At 71.4% G+C, this 18,309-nt stretch carries 19 protein-coding genes and 1 pseudogene; 13 read left to right on the forward strand and 7 right to left on the reverse strand.

The annotated features are described in order from the left end of the window. Positions 1–24 precede the first annotated feature (24 nt). The gene (locus AC6CKD_RS00195) at positions 25–1,218 is read left to right on the forward strand and encodes an RtcB family protein (protein ID WP_498324446.1); all 1,194 of its coding nucleotides are present in this window, start codon (positions 25–27) and stop codon (positions 1,216–1,218) included. Between the two features lie 48 nt (positions 1,219–1,266). Here the strand turns inward: AC6CKD_RS00195 and AC6CKD_RS00200 are convergent, their stop codons facing one another. After that, positions 1,267–2,100, reverse strand: coding sequence for a hypothetical protein (locus AC6CKD_RS00200; RefSeq protein WP_498324447.1), 834 nt, complete (start codon positions 2,098–2,100; stop codon positions 1,267–1,269). A gap of 241 nt (positions 2,101–2,341) precedes the next feature. Here AC6CKD_RS00200 and AC6CKD_RS00205 point away from each other — a divergent pair, with 241 nt between their 5' ends. Then, the gene (locus AC6CKD_RS00205; RefSeq protein ID WP_498324448.1) at positions 2,342–3,064 is read left to right on the forward strand and encodes a polysaccharide deacetylase family protein; all 723 of its coding nucleotides are present in this window, start codon (positions 2,342–2,344) and stop codon (positions 3,062–3,064) included. Between the two features lie 13 nt (positions 3,065–3,077). Here AC6CKD_RS00205 and AC6CKD_RS00210 read toward each other — a convergent pair whose 3' ends face one another. Together AC6CKD_RS00210 and AC6CKD_RS00215 are read right to left on the reverse strand one after the other, a co-directional pair. Beyond that, positions 3,078–3,839: an SDR family NAD(P)-dependent oxidoreductase gene (locus tag AC6CKD_RS00210; protein ID WP_498324449.1), complete on the reverse strand. Its 762-nt coding sequence runs from the start codon at positions 3,837–3,839 to the stop codon at positions 3,078–3,080. A gap of 62 nt (positions 3,840–3,901) precedes the next feature. Continuing rightward, positions 3,902–4,237: a YnfA family protein gene (locus tag AC6CKD_RS00215; RefSeq protein WP_478689482.1), complete on the reverse strand. Its 336-nt coding sequence runs from the start codon at positions 4,235–4,237 to the stop codon at positions 3,902–3,904. A gap of 105 nt (positions 4,238–4,342) precedes the next feature. Between AC6CKD_RS00215 and AC6CKD_RS00220 the strand changes: the two genes are divergently transcribed. After that, complete coding sequence (locus AC6CKD_RS00220; protein ID WP_498324450.1) at positions 4,343–4,849, forward strand: hypothetical protein; 507 nt, start codon at positions 4,343–4,345, stop codon at positions 4,847–4,849. A gap of 45 nt (positions 4,850–4,894) precedes the next feature. Here the strand turns inward: AC6CKD_RS00220 and AC6CKD_RS00225 are convergent, their stop codons facing one another. Both AC6CKD_RS00225 and AC6CKD_RS00230 read right to left on the reverse strand, forming a co-directional pair. Then, a complete protein-coding gene (locus tag AC6CKD_RS00225) occupies positions 4,895–5,644 on the reverse strand; it encodes a Mut7-C RNAse domain-containing protein (protein ID WP_498324451.1) in 750 nt (249 codons plus the stop codon). A 102-nt stretch (positions 5,645–5,746) separates the two neighbouring features. Beyond that, positions 5,747–6,187: a winged helix-turn-helix transcriptional regulator gene (locus AC6CKD_RS00230; protein ID WP_498324452.1), complete on the reverse strand. Its 441-nt coding sequence runs from the start codon at positions 6,185–6,187 to the stop codon at positions 5,747–5,749. A gap of 154 nt (positions 6,188–6,341) precedes the next feature. On the opposite strand from AC6CKD_RS00230, the gene AC6CKD_RS00235 reads away from it, so the two are divergent. Together AC6CKD_RS00235 and AC6CKD_RS00240 are read left to right on the forward strand one after the other, a co-directional pair. Continuing rightward, the gene (locus tag AC6CKD_RS00235; RefSeq protein ID WP_498325372.1) at positions 6,342–7,238 is read left to right on the forward strand and encodes an NADP-dependent oxidoreductase; all 897 of its coding nucleotides are present in this window, start codon (positions 6,342–6,344) and stop codon (positions 7,236–7,238) included. 231 nt (positions 7,239–7,469) lie between these two features. Beyond that, entirely contained in the window at positions 7,470–8,636 is a 1,167-nt protein-coding gene (locus tag AC6CKD_RS00240) for a hypothetical protein (RefSeq protein ID WP_498324453.1), read from the forward strand. A 128-nt stretch (positions 8,637–8,764) separates the two neighbouring features. Here the strand turns inward: AC6CKD_RS00240 and AC6CKD_RS00245 are convergent, their stop codons facing one another. Beyond that, positions 8,765–9,202 carry a hypothetical protein gene (locus AC6CKD_RS00245; protein WP_008738524.1) on the reverse strand — a complete coding sequence of 146 codons (438 nt, stop codon included), beginning with the start codon at positions 9,200–9,202 and terminating at the stop codon, positions 8,765–8,767. A 292-nt stretch (positions 9,203–9,494) separates the two neighbouring features. On the opposite strand from AC6CKD_RS00245, the gene hemL reads away from it, so the two are divergent. From hemL to ccsB, 7 genes are all read left to right on the forward strand, one after another. Continuing rightward, entirely contained in the window at positions 9,495–10,817 is a 1,323-nt protein-coding gene (gene hemL, locus AC6CKD_RS00250) for a glutamate-1-semialdehyde 2,1-aminomutase (protein WP_498324454.1), read from the forward strand. Then, positions 10,814–11,512, forward strand: a complete 699-nt coding sequence (locus AC6CKD_RS00255; RefSeq protein ID WP_498324455.1) for a histidine phosphatase family protein — start codon at positions 10,814–10,816, stop codon at positions 11,510–11,512. Before hemL ends, AC6CKD_RS00255 begins: the two co-directional genes overlap by 4 nt. 179 nt (positions 11,513–11,691) lie before the next feature. Continuing rightward, a complete protein-coding gene (locus AC6CKD_RS00260; protein WP_498325373.1) occupies positions 11,692–12,933 on the forward strand; it encodes a polysaccharide deacetylase family protein in 1,242 nt (413 codons plus the stop codon). An 89-nt stretch (positions 12,934–13,022) separates the two neighbouring features. Next, positions 13,023–13,658: a TlpA family protein disulfide reductase gene (locus tag AC6CKD_RS00265; protein WP_498324456.1), complete on the forward strand. Its 636-nt coding sequence runs from the start codon at positions 13,023–13,025 to the stop codon at positions 13,656–13,658. An 82-nt stretch (positions 13,659–13,740) separates the two neighbouring features. After that, the gene (locus tag AC6CKD_RS00270) at positions 13,741–14,478 is read left to right on the forward strand and encodes a cytochrome c biogenesis CcdA family protein (RefSeq protein ID WP_498325375.1); all 738 of its coding nucleotides are present in this window, start codon (positions 13,741–13,743) and stop codon (positions 14,476–14,478) included. A 13-nt stretch (positions 14,479–14,491) separates the two neighbouring features. Continuing rightward, positions 14,492–16,285: a cytochrome c biogenesis protein ResB gene (gene resB, locus AC6CKD_RS00275; protein WP_498324457.1), complete on the forward strand. Its 1,794-nt coding sequence runs from the start codon at positions 14,492–14,494 to the stop codon at positions 16,283–16,285. Continuing rightward, positions 16,285–17,376, forward strand: a complete 1,092-nt coding sequence (ccsB, locus tag AC6CKD_RS00280; RefSeq protein WP_498325377.1) for a c-type cytochrome biogenesis protein CcsB — start codon at positions 16,285–16,287, stop codon at positions 17,374–17,376. Before resB ends, ccsB begins: the two co-directional genes overlap by 1 nt. Before the next feature lie 109 nt (positions 17,377–17,485). On the opposite strand, the gene AC6CKD_RS00285 is transcribed toward ccsB, so the two are convergent. After that, positions 17,486–17,983: a MarR family winged helix-turn-helix transcriptional regulator gene (locus AC6CKD_RS00285; protein WP_498324458.1), complete on the reverse strand. Its 498-nt coding sequence runs from the start codon at positions 17,981–17,983 to the stop codon at positions 17,486–17,488. A gap of 143 nt (positions 17,984–18,126) precedes the next feature. On the opposite strand from AC6CKD_RS00285, the pseudogene AC6CKD_RS00290 reads away from it, so the two are divergent. Next, a pseudogene (locus tag AC6CKD_RS00290) lies at positions 18,127–18,306 on the forward strand (cupin domain-containing protein); the annotation flags it as partial. Positions 18,307–18,309: the final 3 nt, after the last annotated feature.

An 18,309-nucleotide genomic window follows, 5' to 3' on the forward strand; every position in this document is an offset into this window, starting at 1 on the left:
GGTTAACGGGGTGTTGAGGTCACAATGTCGTATGTAGAGGTGCCCGGGGCGAAGGTCCCGATCCGGATGTGGACCGACCCGGCTTCGGTCGAGGACAGCGCGATGCGCCAGCTCCAGAACACCGCCGGCCTTCCCTGGATCAAGGGCCTCGCCGTCATGCCGGACGTGCACTACGGCAAGGGTGCGACGGTCGGCTCGGTCATCGCCATGAAGGACGCGGTCTGTCCGGCGGCGGTGGGCGTGGACATCGGCTGCGGCATGTCCGCCGTGAAGACCTCGCTGACCGCGAACGACCTCCCGGGGGACCTGTCGGGACTGCGCTCGCAGATCGAGAAGGCGATCCCGGTGGGGGCGGGGATGCACCGGGAGGCGGTGGATCCGGGGCGGTTGTACGGGTTCTCGGACCGGGGGTTCGGGGATCTGTGGGAGCGGTTCGACTATGTCGCGGACGCGGTGAAGTTCCGGCGGGAGCGGGCGCTGCGACAGATGGGAAGCCTTGGAGCCGGCAATCACCATATTGAGCTCAATTTGGACAATCAGGGCACAGTGTGGCTGACCTTGCATTCCGGATCACGCGGCATCGGCAACCAGCTGGCCGACCATCACATCGGCATCGCACGGGGGCTCTCGCACAACCAGGGGCTCATCGACCGAGACCTCGCCGTGTTCCTCGCCGCGACCCCGGAGATGGCTGCTTACCGCCACGACCTCTACTGGGCGCAGGAGTACGCCAAGTACAACCGTGCCGTGATGATGAGCCTGTTCAAGGAGGTCCTGCGCAAGCATTTCCGGAAGGCGAAGGTCTCCTTCGAGCAGGAGATCAGCTGCCACCACAACTATGTGGCGGAGGAGCGGTACGACGGCGTGGACCTGCTGGTCACCCGTAAGGGCGCGATCCGCGCCGGAAGCGGCGAGTACGGGATCATCCCGGGCTCGATGGCCACCGGCACGTACATCGTGAAGGGCCTCGGCAACAAGGCCGCCTTCAACTCGGCCTCGCACGGAGCAGGCCGGCGGATGAGCCGCACCGCAGCCAAGAAGCGGTACACGGCGCAGGATCTGGCAGACCAGACCAAGGGTGTGGAGTGCCGTAAGGACTCGGGCGTCGTGGACGAGATTCCGGCGGCGTACAAGCCGATCGAGCAGGTCATGGAGCAGCAGCGAGACCTCGTGGAGGTCGTTGCCAAGCTCCGGCAGGTCGTCTGCATCAAGGGCTGAACGCGGGAGGGGCACCGCACGTGCGGTGGCCCTCCCGCGTTGCCGCGTCTATTGCGGTGTGGCGACGACGCGTCCGCTGCGGATCCGCCAGAGGCGCATCGCGCAGCTCTGTTCGGTCCGGTCCAGTACGCCGGCCGCTGCGGCCGGGTCGTTGAGGCGGACCAGTTCCTGGTCGTCCCGCACGGTCCAGCGGCGTCGTGGTGGGGCGATCCTCATGTCCGCGGGGCGGACCCAGCCTTGGATCGATTCCGCGTTCGCCTTCTTGTGGGCGAGGGCGAGGCAGCCGTCGTAGTACAAGTGCGCGGCGAGCTGCTGTGCCGTCTCCTTGTAGTAGCAGACGTTGTAGACGCCGTCTCGTGTGTTGCGCGAGATGGTGCGCTCCGTTCCCGTGACCTTCTTGCCGTAGTGGCACAGGTAGGCGGCGATCGCCGTGCTGGCCGAGGTCAGGGAAAGGAAACGGGAAGCCCTGTGCGGTCCAGCCGAGGGATCCGTCCGCGTCAATGATTCCGCGGAGGTAGTCCGGGCGCGAGAAGTCTGTGCGGGGGGCTTGATCGTCAGAGACTTCTTGCCGTACGGGATGCCGAGCTCGTTGACGATGGTGCGGACTTCGAGCGAGCAGACGGCCCAGGTCGCCGAGTGGTGGCGTTCGGAGAAATTCGTGCTCCGGACTCGCTCGGTGATGGAGCTGTAGTAGGGCGTGAGCTGCTGGAGATCGCGGAGAACGTGAACGTCTCGCGCGTTGATCTCGACGGTCGGTCTGCCCTTTTGTCCCCTGCCCTGCGCCAAGTGTCCGTCGGCTTGGAGGAAGCCGAACATGTAGGCGTAGCGGGGGACTTCGAGGTCCATGAAGCGCACGGGGGCGCTAGGGTCCTGGTCAGCCATGAGGAAGGCCTCTTCCTTGTCGGTGAGGCCCTCGGTCGGGACTGCCATCCCGGGCGGGGGCCGCTTCTGTTGCGGCCGAACCTAGGTGTGGAATCGGGTCGTCTGGGAGCCTTTGTGGCGGCTTCACTCGAACGCATGGTGGGGTGTCACATTCCCGTGCGGACCGGACCCTTGAGTTCCGGCGAGAAAGTGTCAACCAGGGGATTGACGGGGAAAGTTGGTCTAGACCAAGGTGTGGCGCATGTGGAGATCCCGTGCGGTGCTTGCCGCGTTCGCGTCGTTGTCGCTCACCGTTGGCGGAGCTCAGGCCGCCGGTGCCGTCGGATCCGAGGCCGCCGCTCCGGCCGCGGCCGCGGGGTCGCGGACTGTCGGGCTGCCGCCCGTCGTGTCGCACGTGCCGACCGATGAGAAGGTCGTCTTCATCACCATTGACGACGGGTGGGCGCACGATCCCGCCGTCGCGCAGACGCTCGTCGATCAGCGGGTGCCCGCCTCGTTGTTCCTGCTGCCGGGGGCCTTCTCGTACGACAGCCAGTACTTCACCGGGCTGGTCGAGCAGGGGCGGGCGGTGAGCGTGGAGAACCACACCGTCAATCACCCCGATCTGACGACGCTCGACGCCGCCGGCAAGGATGCCGAGGTGTGCGGGGCCGGGGAGCAGCTCGCCGCGGCCTTCGGGCGGGAGCCGAAGCTGCTGCGGCCGCCGTACGGGGCCGTCAACGACGACGTGCGGCTGGCCGCGAAGGCGTGCGGGGTCAAGGCGCTGATCACGTGGACGCACGACTTCACGACGTGGGGCGAGACGCCGGCCACGCCGCAGTTGCGGGCCGGGGACATCGTGCTGCTGCACTTCACGCCGACGCTCGGCGCGGACCTGAAGCGGGCCCTGGACGCGGCGAAGGCCGCCGGGCTGAGGCCGGCGGCCCTGATGCCGCACTTGAAGAGTGCCGGGCTGGTGAAGTAGCCGGCTCTACGGGCTACAGCTCGCGGTGGAGCTTCGTGTTCGAGGCCTGGGCGCGGGGGCGGACCACCAGGAGGTCGATGTTGACGTGGCTGGGACGGGTCACCGCCCAGGTGACGGTGTCGGCCACGTCGTCGGCGGAGAGGGGCTCGGCCACGCCGGCGTAGACCTTCTCCGCCCGCTCCGCGTCGCCGCGGAACCGGGTCTTCGCGAACTCCTCGGTCTTGACCAGGCCCGGGGCGATCTCGATGACGCGGACGGGCTGGCCGACGATCTCCAGGCGGAGGGTCTCGGCGAGGACGCGGGCGCCGTTCTTGGCGGCGACGTAGCCGGCGCCGCCCTCGTAGGTGGCGTGGCCGGCGGTGGAGGAGAGCACGACCACGGTGCCGTCGCCCGAGGCGGTCAGGGCCGGGAGCAGGGCCTGGGTGACGTTGAGCGTGCCGATGACGTTGACCTCGTACATCGTGCGCCAGTCGGCGGGGTCGCCGGTGGCGACGGGGTCGGCTCCGATGGCGCCGCCGGCGTTGTTGACGAGTACGTCGCAGCGGTCGAGGGAGGCGGCGAAGGCGTCCACGGCGGCGCGGTCGGTGACGTCGAGGGCGTGGGCGGCCGCGGAGTGGCCGGCCGCCGTGATCTCGGCGGCGAGGGCCTCGATGCGGTCCTTGCGGCGGGCGGTGAGGACGACGTGGTAGCCGGCCGCGGCGAGCTGCCGGGCGGTGGCCGCGCCGATGCCGCTGCTCGCGCCGGTGACTACGGCGGTTCGGGTGGCCGTGCTCATGCTGGCTCCTCGTGCGTTCGTACGGGTGAGTACGGGCCAGCATAGGCGGGTCGCCGCGCAGGTCACCGGCCGCGCGGGGCGTACATGATCACCGCCATGCCGGCGAGGCAGACGAGGGCGCCCGCGATGTCCCACCGGTCGGGCCGGTAGCCGTCGGCGACCACCCCCCAGAGGAGGGATCCGGCGACGAAGACCCCGCCGTAGGCGGCCAGGACGCGGGCGAAGTCGCCCGTGGGCTGGAGGGTGGCGACGAACCCGTAGAGGCCGAGGGCGATGACTCCGACGCCGATCCAGGCCCAGCCCCGGTGCTCGCGGACGCCTTGCCAGACGAGCCAGGCGCCGCCGATCTCCAGGAGTGCGGCGAGGGCGAAGAGGGCGGCGGAGCGGGCGATGAGCATGGCCGGAACCCTATGCGGAGCGAATGAGCGAGCGGGGGAGGAGGGCGCGCCCACGTTCGTGTGATGGTCCGACCATCGGGTGGGCGGGAGGGCTAGCGTCCGCGCGTGGAGGTGGTCGCGGTGCGCCGAGGTGCCGTACGGAGTGTGGTGATGGCCGGGCTGCTGGTGCTGCTCGGAGGGACGGGGAGCGGTGTGGGGAACGCCCGCGCCGCCGGGGCCGGGCCCGAGACCGAGGCCGATGTGGCCTATCACGGGCGGGTGGCCCTGACCGGGGGCCGGCTGCGGATCCTGCTGGTTCCGGAGAACGAGGGTCCGTCCGCCCTGCCGAACGCGACCGTACGGCTGCGCCTGTCGGCGGACCTCGCGGACCGGCAGGAACTGGCGGAGGGCTGCGCGCGGGCCGGGCTGCGCGAGGTGGTGTGCGAGACCGGGGAGCTGCCGCTGCGCGGTCGCGGGCGGCACATCGGGCTGGTGCTGCGGCTGAAGGAGCCGGTCACGGAGGTGGTGGTGCGGGTCGACACGTGGTGGAACGGCGGCGCGACGGACCGGAACCACGCCAACAACGAGCACGTGGTGCTGGCCCTGGACACGGGGGACATGTACGCGTTCTGAGCCGGCCGCGGGGCCGGGCCGGCGCGGACCCCGGCGCGGGTGCTGCTACGGGGTGCCGACGCCGCCGAATTCGGCGACGGCCTCGTCGACGATCCGCTCCAGCCGGGCGTGGTGGGCGCCGCGCCAGTAGACGCGCTCGCAGTCGGCGCACTGGGCGAAGACCTCGTACGTGCGCTGCGTGCCGCTCTCCAGCCGGTCGCCGACGCTGTCCTTGTCGGCCGCGCGCAGGGTGCCGTTGCACGCGGTGCAGCGGGTCCACGGTGCGAGGGGCGGGGCGAACCGGCCGAGGATGTCGCGGACCTGTTCGTCGGGGTTGTCGCTGTAGACGTACGCGCCGGCGAACAGCTCGCGGCGGCGCAGCAGTCCGCGGTCGCGGGAGAGCAGGACGCGCTGCTCGGCGGCGGAGCGGGTGGCCAGGGCCGGGTCGCCGATGTCCTCGTTCTCGTACGCCGCGTCCACGCCCAGCAGCCGCAGGCGGCGGGCGAGGGTGCCGAGGTGGACGTCGAGCAGGAAGCGCAGCGGCGTGGTCTCGGGGACGCCGGGGAGGTGCTGGGGGCGGTCGACGCCGAAGACCTCGACGGATTCGCCCGCCCGGGGCACGTGGGCGAGGGGCGTCTCGGCGCCGTCGACGAGGATCCGGCCGACTTCGGTGAGGGGGACGCCGGCCGATTCGACGACGTGGCCGAGGCTGGAGGCGCCGTCGGTGGTGGTCGGTACGCGGATGCCGCGGCGCGCGGGCGCGGCGAACACGTGCAGTTCGGGGGCGAGGGTGAGCTGAATGCCGGGTCCGTTCACGGGCTCAGCATGCCACCGACGGGCGGGGGTCGGCGGCGGATTTACGGGGCCGCGCGTGCGGGGCCGTACGGCCCCGGCCCCCGGCCCGTACGGCCGCGCGACCTACGCGTCCGCCGCCGCGTCCGCCGCGTCCGCCGCGACCGCCGCGTCGTGCCGTTCGCGATGGGCGTTGACCTCGTCGAAGTGGTTCTCGGCCCATTCCTTCACGGAGCTGAGCAGGCAGCCGAGGTTGCCGCCGAGTTCGGTGAGCCGGTAGTCGACGCGGACCGGGACGGTGGGCGTGACGGTGCGGACGACGAGGCCGTCGCGCTCGAGGGAGCGCAGGGTCTGGGTCAGCATCTTCTGGCTGACGCCGGGGATCCTGCGGCCGAGCTCGCTGTAGCGCATGGTCCGGCCCTCGGCCTGGGAGAGCGCGCTGACGATGAGGCCGACCCACTTGTCGCTGATGCGGGCCAGGAGCTGGCTGGTGGGGCACTCCTTGAGGAAGGCGTCGTAGGCCTCGCGGGCCTCTTCGCGGCGGGCCTCGGCGGTACGGGTGGCCATGGGTGCCCCACTTCCGGGTCGGGTACGCACTCGCAGGTGCGTACTTACGATTCCATAGTAACTCTCCTTAGGTTAGTTCTCACCGGGAACACCGGAACCGGAGATCGAGCCCGCGGAAGAGGCGATGACGATGAGCGAGACCCATCAGACGACGATGCTGGCGGCCGTGGCCGAAGGTTTCGGCGGGCCCGAGCGGGTCGAGGTCGTACGGGTGCCGGTCCCGCGGCCGGCCGCCGGGCAGGTCCGGGTACGGGTCCGGGCGGCCGGCCTGAACCCGGTCGACGGTGCGGTTCGGGCCGGGGTCTTCGGCGGCGCGGGGGAGCGGCTGGGCTTCGGGTGGGACGTGGCGGGCGAGATCGACGAGCTGGGCGCGGACGTGGACGGCTGGGCGGTCGCCGACCGGGTGGTGGGCCTGCACTACGGCACGGTCAAGCCGCTCGGTACGCACGCGGAGTACGCGGTGCTCGACGCGTCGGCGCTCGCTCCGGCCCCGGCCTCGGTCGACCGGGTGACGGCGGCCGCGCTGCCGCTGAGCGGACTGACCGCCGCCCGCGCGGTGGACCTGCTGGAACTGGCCCCGGGGTCTTCGGTCCTGGTCACGGGCGCGGCGGGGGCGGTCGGCGGGCTGGCGGTCCAACTGGCGGCGCGGGCGGGCTACGTGGTGACGGCTCTGGCGGGGGCCGGTGACGAGGAGCTCGTACGGTCCCTGGGCGCGGCCCGCTTCGTCCCGCGCGGCTCGGCTCCGGCCGCCGCCGTGGACGGCGTCGTGGACACGGCGGTCCTCGGCGGGCCGGCCCTGGCCTTCGTCCGCGACGGCGGCGCCTACGTCGGCCTGATCCCCGGCGCGGCCCCGGCGGCGGAGCGGGGCGTCCGCGTGGTGGAACAGGAGGTCGCGGCGGACGGTGCACACCTGGCCCGGCTGGTGTCGCTGGTCGACGCGGGGGAGCTGGCCCTCAGGGTGGCGCGGACCTTCCCGCTGGCGGAGGCCCCCGAGGCCCACGCCCACCTCGCCGACCCGGGCACCCGGGGCCGCATCGTGCTGACGGCCTGAGGCCGGGCGGTGGCCTCACCCGTGGGGGTGGATCGAGGCAGCCAGTGGGCGCAGGGGGGCCAGCCGTAGCCGCTTGGCCGCGAAGGTGCCAACAGGCTGTGGCCTGTCACTGAAGGCGGCGAACCGCCGGACGCCGGCGGCGAGCAGACGAAAGGCCTCCATCCCACATTCACCGCTGGTCTGAGAAGAACGCTGGAGCGGACCGGGGTCGCGGCCGCCACCGGACTCGCGTTGGTCCTGACCCTGCCGGGAGCCGCTCTCGCCGCGCCGGGCGACCTCGATCCGGCCTTCGACGGCGACGGCAAGGTCGTCACCGACTTCGGCGGCTACGACGAGAGCCGCGACATGGTGGTGCAGCCGGACGGCAAGGTCGTCACCGTCGGTCTCGGCGAGCCTCCGCAGGGCGGCGCGGCCGACTTCGCGCTCGCCCGGCACAACCCCGACGGAAGCCTCGACACCGGCTTCGGCGACCAGGGCCTGGTCGTGAGCGACGTGAGCGGCGGCGGCGAGTTCGAGGACGTGGCCAACGGGGTGGCGCTGCAGCCGGACGGCAAGATCGTCGTGGCCGGCCGCAGCGTGGATCCCGTGAGCGGCGGGTACGCGTTCACGGTGGTCCGCTACAACCCCGACGGCTCCCTCGACGGCGGCTTCGGAACCGGCGGCAAGGTGGCCACCGACGTGTACTCCGGCTTCTTCGACACGGCCAGTGCGGTGGCGCTGCAGTCCGACGGCAAGATCGTCGTCGCCGGCAACACCGGAGACGACCGCGGACTGGTCCGCTACCAGGTCGCCGCGACACCGCCGCCCCCGCCCGGAGTGAACCTGTCCGTCACCAAGGCCGGACCCGCCACCGTCTCCATCGGCGACCAGGCCACCTACACCGTGACGGTGACGAACACGAGCACCACGACGGCGGCCACCGGCGTCACGCTGGCCGACACCCTCACCGGACCCGGCTCCCTGCTGTCCGCCACGCCCGGCCAGGGCACCTGCACCACCACGTCCACCAGCGCCACCTGCGCTCTGGGTTCCCTCGCCCCGGGCGCCCGGGCGACGGTGACGGTGCTCGCCGAACCCCGGGCCACGGGCACCCTCTCCGACAGGGCCACCGCCAGTGCCGCGCAGACCGACCCGGTGCCCGCCGACAACACGGCGACGGCGACCAGCACGGTCAACAACGCGCGGGGCTGCACGATCATCGGCACCAGCGGCGCGGACACCCTGACCGGGGGCTACTTCAACGATGTGATCTGCGCCCTCAGCGGCAACGACATCGTCCGGGCCGGCTACGGCAACGACACCGTCCACGCAGGTCCCGGCAACGACAACGTGGACGGCGGCCTCGGCGCCGACACGTGCACCACCGACGCGGGCGACACCCGCCTGAGCTGCCCGTAGCGAACGGCTCGCTCCCCGGCCCGCGGGGCCTGCCCCTCAGACGCGACGTCGGCCGGGGCGGGCCCGCGGTACTCGTGAACCGGTCGGGGCCACACCGGTCGGGGCCACACACTTAGGGGCCGGACCGGTCAGGGCCAGACCAGGCAGTACGGCTGGTGCCCCGCCTCGTGGAGGCGATGGCTGAAATCCTGCCACTCGTGGAGCAGCTGGTAGACGTTGAAGGCGTCGCGGGGGCCGCCGCGGTCGGGGACCGTGGACCAGATGAAGGCGGCGGCGCCGACCGATTCCTCGCCGATGCCGCGCAGCGGGTCGACGACGGTCATCGGGAGCTTCACGACGGCGTAGTCCGGGTGGAGGACGACCAGCTCCAGCGGGGGGACCTTGTGCAGGGGTATGCCCTCGATGCCGGTCAGGACCATCGCCGCGACCGTTTCCGGCTTGATCTTGGTGAACATGCCGCCCATGCCGAGCTCGTCGCCGCCCAGCTCCTCCGGCCGCATCGTCACCGGGACGCGCGCGGCCGTGGCTCCGTCGGGTGCGCCGAAGTACTTGTACGTCACGCCCATGCCGCGGCCCCTGGGGAGGCCGTCGGGATCCTGCGTGGGGCCCGGTACGGGTTCTGCCGCGTCCGTGGCACGGCGGCGGTGCTTGCCGCGGCGACGTTCCCGGGCGCGCTGCGGGTCCAGGCCGTCCGTGCCCTCGCCCGGTCCACCACCGCGTTGCATATCTCCACCCGACTGGTCTTGCCTGCCCCGGCCCCGTGACCCCCGCCACGCAGCCTGATCATCATGGCAGTGACCTCCCCCGGGGCGGCGCGGTGAAACGCCCGTCCGCAAGTCAGTCGCGGCCTCTGAGACCATGGCTGGTGTGAGCTACCCGTACCCGTATGAAGCCAAAGTCTCGCAGACTCTCTTTGACCGCGCGTCCCTCGTGACGCCTGGCGGCGTGAACTCTCCCGTGCGCGCCTTCCGCGCCGTGGGCGGAACGCCCAGGTTCATGGTGTCCGGTACCGGTCCGTACCTGACCGATGCCGACGGGCGCGAGTACGTCGACCTCGTCTGCTCGTGGGGGCCGATGATCCTCGGCCACGCCCACCCGGCCGTGGTGGAGGCCATCCAGGCCGCCGTCGTCCGCGGCACCTCCTTCGGTACCCCCGGCGAGGGGGAGGTCGCGCTCGCCGAGGAGATCGTCGCGCGGATCGAGCCCGTGGAGCAGGTCCGCCTGGTGTCCTCCGGGACCGAGGCGACCATGTCCGCGATCCGCCTCGCCCGCGGGTTCACCGGCCGGGCCAAGATCGTGAAGTTCGCCGGCTGCTACCACGGGCACGTGGACTCGCTGCTGGCCGCCGCCGGCTCCGGGCTCGCGACCTTCGCGCTGCCGGACACCCCCGGGGTGACGGGCGCGCAGGCCGGGGACACGATCGTGCTCCCCTACAACGATCTGGAATCGGTCCGGGCGGCCTTCGCCGCGCACCCCGGCGAGATCGCCTGTGTGATCACCGAGGCCGCGCCCGGCAACATGGGCGTCGTGACCCCGGGGGAGGGCTTCAACCAGGGGCTCGCCGACCTGTGCCGGGCGAACGGCGCCCTGTACATCTCCGACGAGGTCATGACGGGTTTCCGTACCTCGCGCGCCGGCTGGTACGGCGTGGACGGGGTCAAGCCCGACCTGATGACCTTCGGCAAGGTCATGGGCGGCGGCTTCCCGGCCGCGGCGTTCGGCGGCCGGGCGGACGTCATGGGCCACCTCGCGCCCGCGGGCCCCGTCTACCAGGCGGGCACGCTGTCGGGCAACCCGGTCGCGACGGCCGCCGGTCTCGCGCAACTGCGGCTGCTGGACGGGGCGGCGTACGAGAAGGTCGACGCGGTGTCGAGCCAGATCCAGCGGCTGGTCACCGAGGCGCTCACCAAGGAGGGCGTCGCGCACCGGCTGCAGACCGCCTCCAACATGTTCTCGGTGTTCTTCACCGAGGACGAGGTCCGCAACTACGACGACGCGAAGAAGCAGGAGGCGTTCCGCTTCAACGGCTTCTTCCACTCGATGCTGGCGCAGGGCGTCTACCTGCCGCCGTCGGCGTTCGAGTCGTGGTTCGTGTCCACCTCCCACGACGACCAGGCGATCGAGCGCATCGCGGCCGCCCTGCCGGCCGCCGCCCGGGCCGCCGCGGAGGCCGCCGCGTGAGCGCCGGAGCCCCGGTCGCGGGCAACGAGGTCACCGTCGTCCACGTGGTCCGCCACGGCGAGGTGCACAACCCGGACGGTGTGCTCTACGGCCGCCGCTCCGGCTACCACCTCTCCGAGCTGGGCCGCAAGATGGCGGACCGGGTCGCGGAGCACCTGGAGAACCGGGACGTGACGTACGTCGTGGCCTCCCCGCTGGAGCGGGCCCAGGAGACGGCGGCGCCGATCGCCAAGTCGCACGGGCTGGACCTGGCGACGGACGGCCGCCTCCTGGAGGCGGGCAACGTCTTCGAGGGCAAGACCTTCGGGGTCGGCGACGGCGCGCTGCGCAGGCCCGAGAACTGGAAGCACCTGACGAACCCGTTCAAGCCGTCCTGGGGCGAGCCGTACGTCGAGCAGGTCGTGCGGATGATGAGCGCGATCGAGTCCGCCCGTGACGCGGCCCGCGGCCACGAGGCGGTGGCGGTCAGCCACCAGCTCCCGATCTGGATCGTACGGAGCTTCGCGGAGAAGCGGCGGCTGTGGCACGACCCGCGCCGCCGCCAGTGCACGCTGGCCTCGCTGACCTCGTTCACGTACCAGGGCGACCGGCTGGTGTCGGTGGGCTACAGCGAGCCGGCCCGGGACCTGGTCCCGGCGCACCTCCTCGCGGGGGCGAAGCCGGTGAAGGGCAAGTCCAAGGCGTTCGGCGCCTAGCGCCGGACGGTACGGACGACCGGGCCCGTCCCCCTCGCTGGGGACGGGCCCGGAGCGCAACCCCTCGGACCGTGCCCGTTTGGTCAAGACTGCACCTAATTTCATACAAGTTGCCGGACGAGGCCGTGTCACCTCTCGACATCGCCGAAATGTCCGTTTGTATGAATTTCATGAGCGATATGCGCGGCTTCAGCCGAAGAGGAGTACTCGGGCTCGGACTTGGAGCCGCCGCGGCGGCCGGCATCGCCGGCTGCAGCGTCGGCGGCCCGTCCGGAGCGGGCAACCCCGGACCGGTCAACCCGTCGGGCGCCACGACGCCCACCGCCCCGCCCGGCCCGGTGGTCAAGCCCATCGGCGACGGATCCACCGCCGACACCGGGCCGCAGCCGCACCAGCCGGCCGCCCCCGTCCCCCTCCAGCCGGGCGAGACCCCGCCCCAGTTCGTGGTGTTCAGCTGGGACGGCGCGGGAGAGATCGGCAACGGCCTCTTCCCGCGCTTCCTCAAGCTCGCCAAGGACCACGGCGCGGCGATGACCTTCTTCCTGTCCGGGATCTACCTCCTGCCCGAGTCGAAGAAGCACCTTTACCGCCCGCCGAAGAACCCCGTCGGCGCCTCCGACATCGGCTACCTCAAGGACGAGAACGTCCGCAACACCCTCGGGTACGTGCGCGAGGCCTGGCTCGACGGCCACGAGATAGGCACCCACTTCAACGGGCACTTCTGCGGCGGCTCCGGCTCGGTCGGCAAGTGGACCCCGGAGGACTGGCGCAGCGAGATAGACCAGGCCGTGTCCTTCGTCACCAACTGGCGCACCAACACCGGCTGGACCGACCTCGAACCGCTGCCCTTCGACTACCGCAAGGAGCTCGTCGGCGCCCGCACCCCCTGCCTGCTCGGCCAGGACAACCTGCTGCCCACCGCCCAGGAGATGGGCTGGCGCTACGACTCCAGCTCGCCCGGCGGCCTCCAGCAGTGGCCGGTCAAGCGCGGCGGCCTGTGGGACCTGCCGCTGCAGTCGCTCCCCTTCCCCGGGCACTCCTTCGAAGTGCTGTCGATGGACTACAACATCCTCGCGAACCAGTCCAAGAACACCACCAAGGGCGTCCCGTCCAACTACCCGGCCTGGCGCACCCAGGCCACCGGCGCCTACCTGGGCGGCTTCAAGCGGGCCTACGAGGGCAACCGCGCGCCCCTCTTCATCGGCAACCACTTCGAGGAGTGGAACGGCGGCATCTACATGGACGCCGTCGAGGAGTCCCTCAAGGGCATGGCGGACAAAAGGGACGTACGCCTCGTATCCTTCCGGCAGTTCACCGACTGGCTGGACGTCCAGGACCCCAAGGTGCTGGCCAAGCTGCGCACGCTCGGGCCCGGCCAGGCGCCGACCGGTGGTTGGGGCACGTATCTCGCGGCCGCCTGACCCGCCCCGCGTCAGCACCTGACCAGCGGCTTAACAGGCCCCCCGGGGGGCGCGGAAGATCCGCGAACCGCACATGCGAAACTTTTCACATGAGCCTTAGCCGCGCCCCCCGCCGCAGCCGCTCGACCAGCGGCCGCGCCACCCTGCTGACCGCGGTGACCCTCGCGAGCGCCCTGACCCTGACGGCGTGCAGCGATGCGGACGGCGGCAGCAAATCCTCCGGTTCCGCCGGCGGCAACTACGTGACGGGCTCCAGCGGCATCTCCACCGTCGCCAAGGCCGACCGCACCGAGGCCCCCAAGCTCGACGGGGAGACCGTGGACGGCAAGACGCTGGACACCACCACCCTCAAGGGCAAGGTCGTCGTCCTCAACGTCTGGGGCTCCTGGTGCCCGCCGTGCCGGGCCGAGGCCCCGTCCTTCGCGAAGGTCGCCAAGGAACTGGAGGCGGCCGGGCAGCCCGTCGCCTTCGTCGGCATCAACACCCGCGACAACACCAAGCAGAACGCGGCCTCCTTCGAAGAGACCTACGGGATCACCTACCCGAGCCTCTTCGACCCGGACGGCAAGCTGATGCTCCGGTTCCCCAAGGGCACCCTCAACCCGAACGCCATCCCCTCCACGCTCGTCCTCGACAAGGACGGGAAGATCGCCTCCCGCACCCTGGCCGCGGTCAGCGAGGAGAAGCTGCGCTCCATGATCGACCCGCTCCTCGCGGAGAAGTGACCTCGTGGTCACCGCACTCTCCGGACTCGCCGGGCTCTCCGCGCCGCTCTCCGAGACCGTCCTCGCCGCCGAAGCGACCGGCGTGAACACGACCGTCCTCAACGGCGCCCTGCTGCTGGCCCTGCCGATCGCCCTGCTCGCCGGGCTGGTCTCCTTCTTCTCGCCCTGCGTGCTGCCCCTGGTCCCCGGCTACCTCTCCTACGTGACCGGCGTCGGCGGCGCCGACCTCGCCGAGGCCCGCCGCGGCCGGATGCTGGGCGGCGCGAGCCTGTTCGTCCTCGGGTTCACGGCCGTGTTCGTCTCGACCGGCGCGCTGTTCGGCTACTTCGGGCAGACCCTCGACGCGAACAAGGAAGTCATCTCCCGGGTCCTCGGCGGCCTGGTGATCCTGCTCGGCCTGTTCTTCATGGGCGCGATCCCCGGTCTGACGATGCGCGAGTTCCGCTTCCACAAGAAGCCGACCGTCGGCCTGATCGGCGCACCCCTGCTCGGCGTGCTCTTCGGCCTCGGCTGGACCCCCTGCATGGGCCCGACCCTCGCGGCCGTCGGCACCCTCTCCCTCGACCAGGCCACCGCCGGCCGCGGCGCGCTGCTGACCGTGGTCTTCTGCCTGGGACTGGGGCTGCCGTTCATCGCCACCGCCCTCGCCTTCCGCAAGGCGCTCGGCGCGTTCGGCTGGGTGAAGAAGCACTACGCGTGGGTGATGCGCATCGGCGGCGGCATGCTGATCCTGACCGGTCTGCTGCTCGTCACAGGATTGTGGAGCAGCATCGTCAGCGACATGCAGAGCTGGACCCAAGGCTTCACGGTGGGGATCTGAGGACTACACGGACATGAGTACGACCGACAAGGCGCCCACCGAGGCGCCGCACGATGCCCCGGAGTCCGAGGATTCCGCTTCCGCCGAAGCGTCCGCCGAAGCCACCGCCGAGGCTTCGGCCGAGGCGGCCGCCGGCGCTCAGCTGTCCACCGCCCCCCTGGAAGACGCCCCCGGCGGCCCCGTGGGCATCGGGGTGCTCGGCTGGGCCCGCTGGTTCTGGCGGCAGCTCACCTCGATGCGGGTGGCGCTGATCCTGCTCTTCATGCTGTCGCTGGCGTCCATCCCGGGCTCGCTGGTCCCGCAGAACCAGGTCGACCTGATGAAGGTCGCCGCCTGGAAGAAGGAGCACGCCTCCTGGGTGGGCGTCGCCGAGAAGCTCCAGCTGTTCGACGTCTACAGCTCGGTGTGGTTCTCCGCGATCTACCTGCTCCTGTTCATCTCGCTGATCGGCTGCATCCTGCCGCGCTCCTGGCAGTTCGTCGGCCAGCTCACCGGCCGGCCGCCGGCCGCGCCCAAGCGGCTCGACCGGATGCCCGCGTACGCGACCTGGCGCACGGACACCCCCCCGGACGAGGTGCTCGCCTCCGCCCGCGGCCTGCTCGGCCGCCGCCGCTTCCGTACGGAGGCCGCCGCGGTATCGGTCTCGGCCGAGAAGGGCTATCTGCGCGAGGCCGGGAACCTGATCTTCCACGTGGCGCTGATCGTCATGCTGATCGCCTTCGCCTGGGGCCAGTACTTCAAGTCCGAGGGCGGCAAGCTCGTCCTGCGCGGCAAGGGCTTCTCGAACACGCTCACCCAGTACGACGACTTCAAGGCCGGCGGCCTCTTCGACTCCGCGGACCTGCCGCCCTTCTCGTTCACCCTGGACAAGTTCGACGCGACGTTCGAGCGCACGGGCCCGCAGAAGGGCACCCCGCGCGACTTCAAGGCGTACGTCACCTTCAGCAACGGCGCGCACGGCAAGCCGGAGAAGCGCGAGATCCAGGTCAACAAGCCGATGGAGGTGGACGGCTCCAAGGTCTACCTGCTCGGCCACGGCTACGCGCCGGTCATCTCGGTGACCGACTCCACCGGCAAGGTGGTCTACAAGGACGCCGTGCCGATGCTGCCGCAGGACGGCAACCTCACCTCGACCGGCGCCATCAAGGTCACCGACGGCTACAAGGACAAGGACGGGAAGGCGACGCAGCTCGGCTTCGCGGCCATGTTCGTGCCGACCTTCGCGGGCGCCGGCCAGGGCACGATGTTCTCGCAGTTCCCGGAGCTGGACTTCCCGGCGCTCGCGCTGAACGCGTGGCACGGCAGCCTCGGGGTGGACTCGGGCCTGCCGCAGAACGTGTACCAGCTGGACACCTCCAAGATGGAGCAGTTCAAAACCGAGGACGGCCGGCCGCTCGCGAAGCGGATGCTGCCCGGGGAGACCATGGAACTGCCCGGCGGCCAGGGCACCGTGAAGTTCGAGTCCATCGAGCGCTGGGCGACCTTCTCGATCACCCACCAGCCCGGCAGCGGCCTCGCCCTCGCGGGCGCCGTCGCCGCCATCGCGGGACTCGCGGGCTCCCTCTTCATCCAGCGCCGCCGGATCTGGGTGCGCGCGGTCCGCGGCAAGGACGGCGTGACCGTCGTCGAGATGGCGGGCCTCGGCCGCAGCGAGTCCGCCAAGCTCCCGGAGGAGCTGGCGGTCCTGGCCGGCGCGCTCCACGAGCGGGCGCCCACGGCGGCGCCGGCGCCGCCCGCCGCCGATACCGAACCCGAACCTGCCGAACCTGCCGAAGAAGCCGAAGAAGTCGAAGGGGAGCGCGCGTGATGCAGCTCGCGGCCGCAGCCAACGAGAGTCTGGCTCACCTCAGCAACAACCTGATCTACGCGTCCATGGCGGTCTACACCCTCGCCTTCTTCGCCCACATCGCCGAGTGGATCTTCGGCAGCCGCAGCAAGGTGGCCCGTACGGCCGCCGCGCTCACCCGCTCCGGGGCCGCGGCCGAAGCCAAGGCCGCCGCCCCCGCCGTCCAGGTGCGGGGCAAGGCCGGCACCGCCGTCCTCGACAAGCCCGCGGTGGTCACGCGCAGCGCCGCCGGCAGCCGTGACGTGCCGGACGGCCCCGGCGCGGCAGGCGGCACCGTCCAGGGCGACCTGTACGGGCGCATCGCGATCTCGCTGACCGCCCTCGGCTTCCTCCTCGCGGCGGCCGGCGTCGTCGCCCGCGCGATGTCCGTGGAGCGGGCCCCCTGGGGCAACATGTACGAGTTCTCGATCACCTTCTCCACGGTGGCCGTCGGCACGTACCTGCTCCTCCTGGCGCTGAAGAAGAACGTCCGCTGGCTCGGCCTGTTCCTCGTCACCACCGTCCTGCTCGACCTGGGCATCGCCACCACGGTGCTCTACACCGACAGCGACCAGCTGGTCCCCGCGCTGAAGTCGTACTGGCTGCTGATCCACGTCTCCACCGCGATCATCTGCGGTGCGGTCTTCTACATCGGCGCGGCCGGCGCGGTCATGTACCTCTTCCGCGACGGCTACGAGGCGAAGCTCGCGCGCGGCGGAAAGCCGGGCAAGTTCGCCACCTCGGTCTGGGAGCGCTTCCCGTCGGCGGCCTCGCTCGACAAGTTCTCGTACCGCATCAACGCGGCCGTCTTCCCGCTGTGGACCTTCACGATCATCGCGGGCGCGATCTGGGCCGGCGACGCGTGGGGCCGCTACTGGGGCTGGGACCCCAAGGAGGTCTGGTCCTTCGTGACCTGGGTGGCGTACGCCTGCTACCTGCACGCCCGCGCCACGGCCGGCTGGAAGGGCCGCAAGGCCGCGTACCTCGCGCTCTTCGCGTTCGCCTGCTGGATCTGGAACTACTACGGCGTGAACATCCTGCTCAGCGGCAAGCACTCGTACGCGGGCGTCTGACCCCGGTCGGACGGAACAGCCGGACGGACAGTCGGACGGAACACAGGAGGGGCCGGGCAGCCGAAAGGCAGCCCGGCCCCTCCGGCGTTTTCGGTCCGGTGCCGCCCCGTCACCAGACGGGGCGCAGTGGCGGCAGGGGGCCGTCCCCGTTCAGGGTGCCGACCAGGCGGCCCAGTTCGGTGCGCAGGGCGCCGAGGTCGACGCTGCCGCGGCCGAGCTCGGCCTCCAGCTCGTGCAGCACCCGTCCGGCCGCCCCCAGGTGGGCCGTCGCGGCCTCCGTCAGGACCACCAGCTTGCGGCGGCCGCCCCCGGGGTGCGGGGTGCGGCGCAGGTAGCCGCGCCGCTCCAGGTCGTCCACGAGCTGCCCGGCGGCCTGCTTGGTCACCCCGAGCCGCTCGGCGAGCTCGGTCGCGGTGGCGCCCGAGGCCCCCAGGGCCTGGAAGGCCATGCCGTGCAGCGGGCGCAGGCCGTCGGCGTGCCCGGCCTCTTCGAGGCGGCGGGTGAACTCGCCGAGCAGGAGCTGGAAGCCGAGGCCGAGGAGGAAGGTCAGCTCGGTGCCGTCGTGCTCGCCGCTGCCGCTGCCGTCGTCGCTCTGGTGGAGGGTCACGGAAACATGGTGACACAGGTGAGTCAAGCTGCTTTACTCGCATGAGTAAAGCAGCTTGACTCACCTGCCCCGGAAGCGAAGGAACCGCCTTGCGCGTCATCACCCCGTCCCCCGACCACGTCATCACGACCCCGAACGCGACCATGACCGGCTTCGCCTCCCCCAGCCGGGGCAGCGCCGAACTGAGCACCTGGCACGCAGCCATCCCCGCCGGAATCACCGGCCCCGAGCACTCCGTCAGCCGCGAGCAGGTCTGGACGGTCACCGCCGGGGCCCTGGACGTCACCTGCGACGGCCGTACCGAGAAGGTCGCCGCAGGCGACTCC

It is taken from the genome of Streptomyces sp. GQ60 (assembly GCF_059758875.1).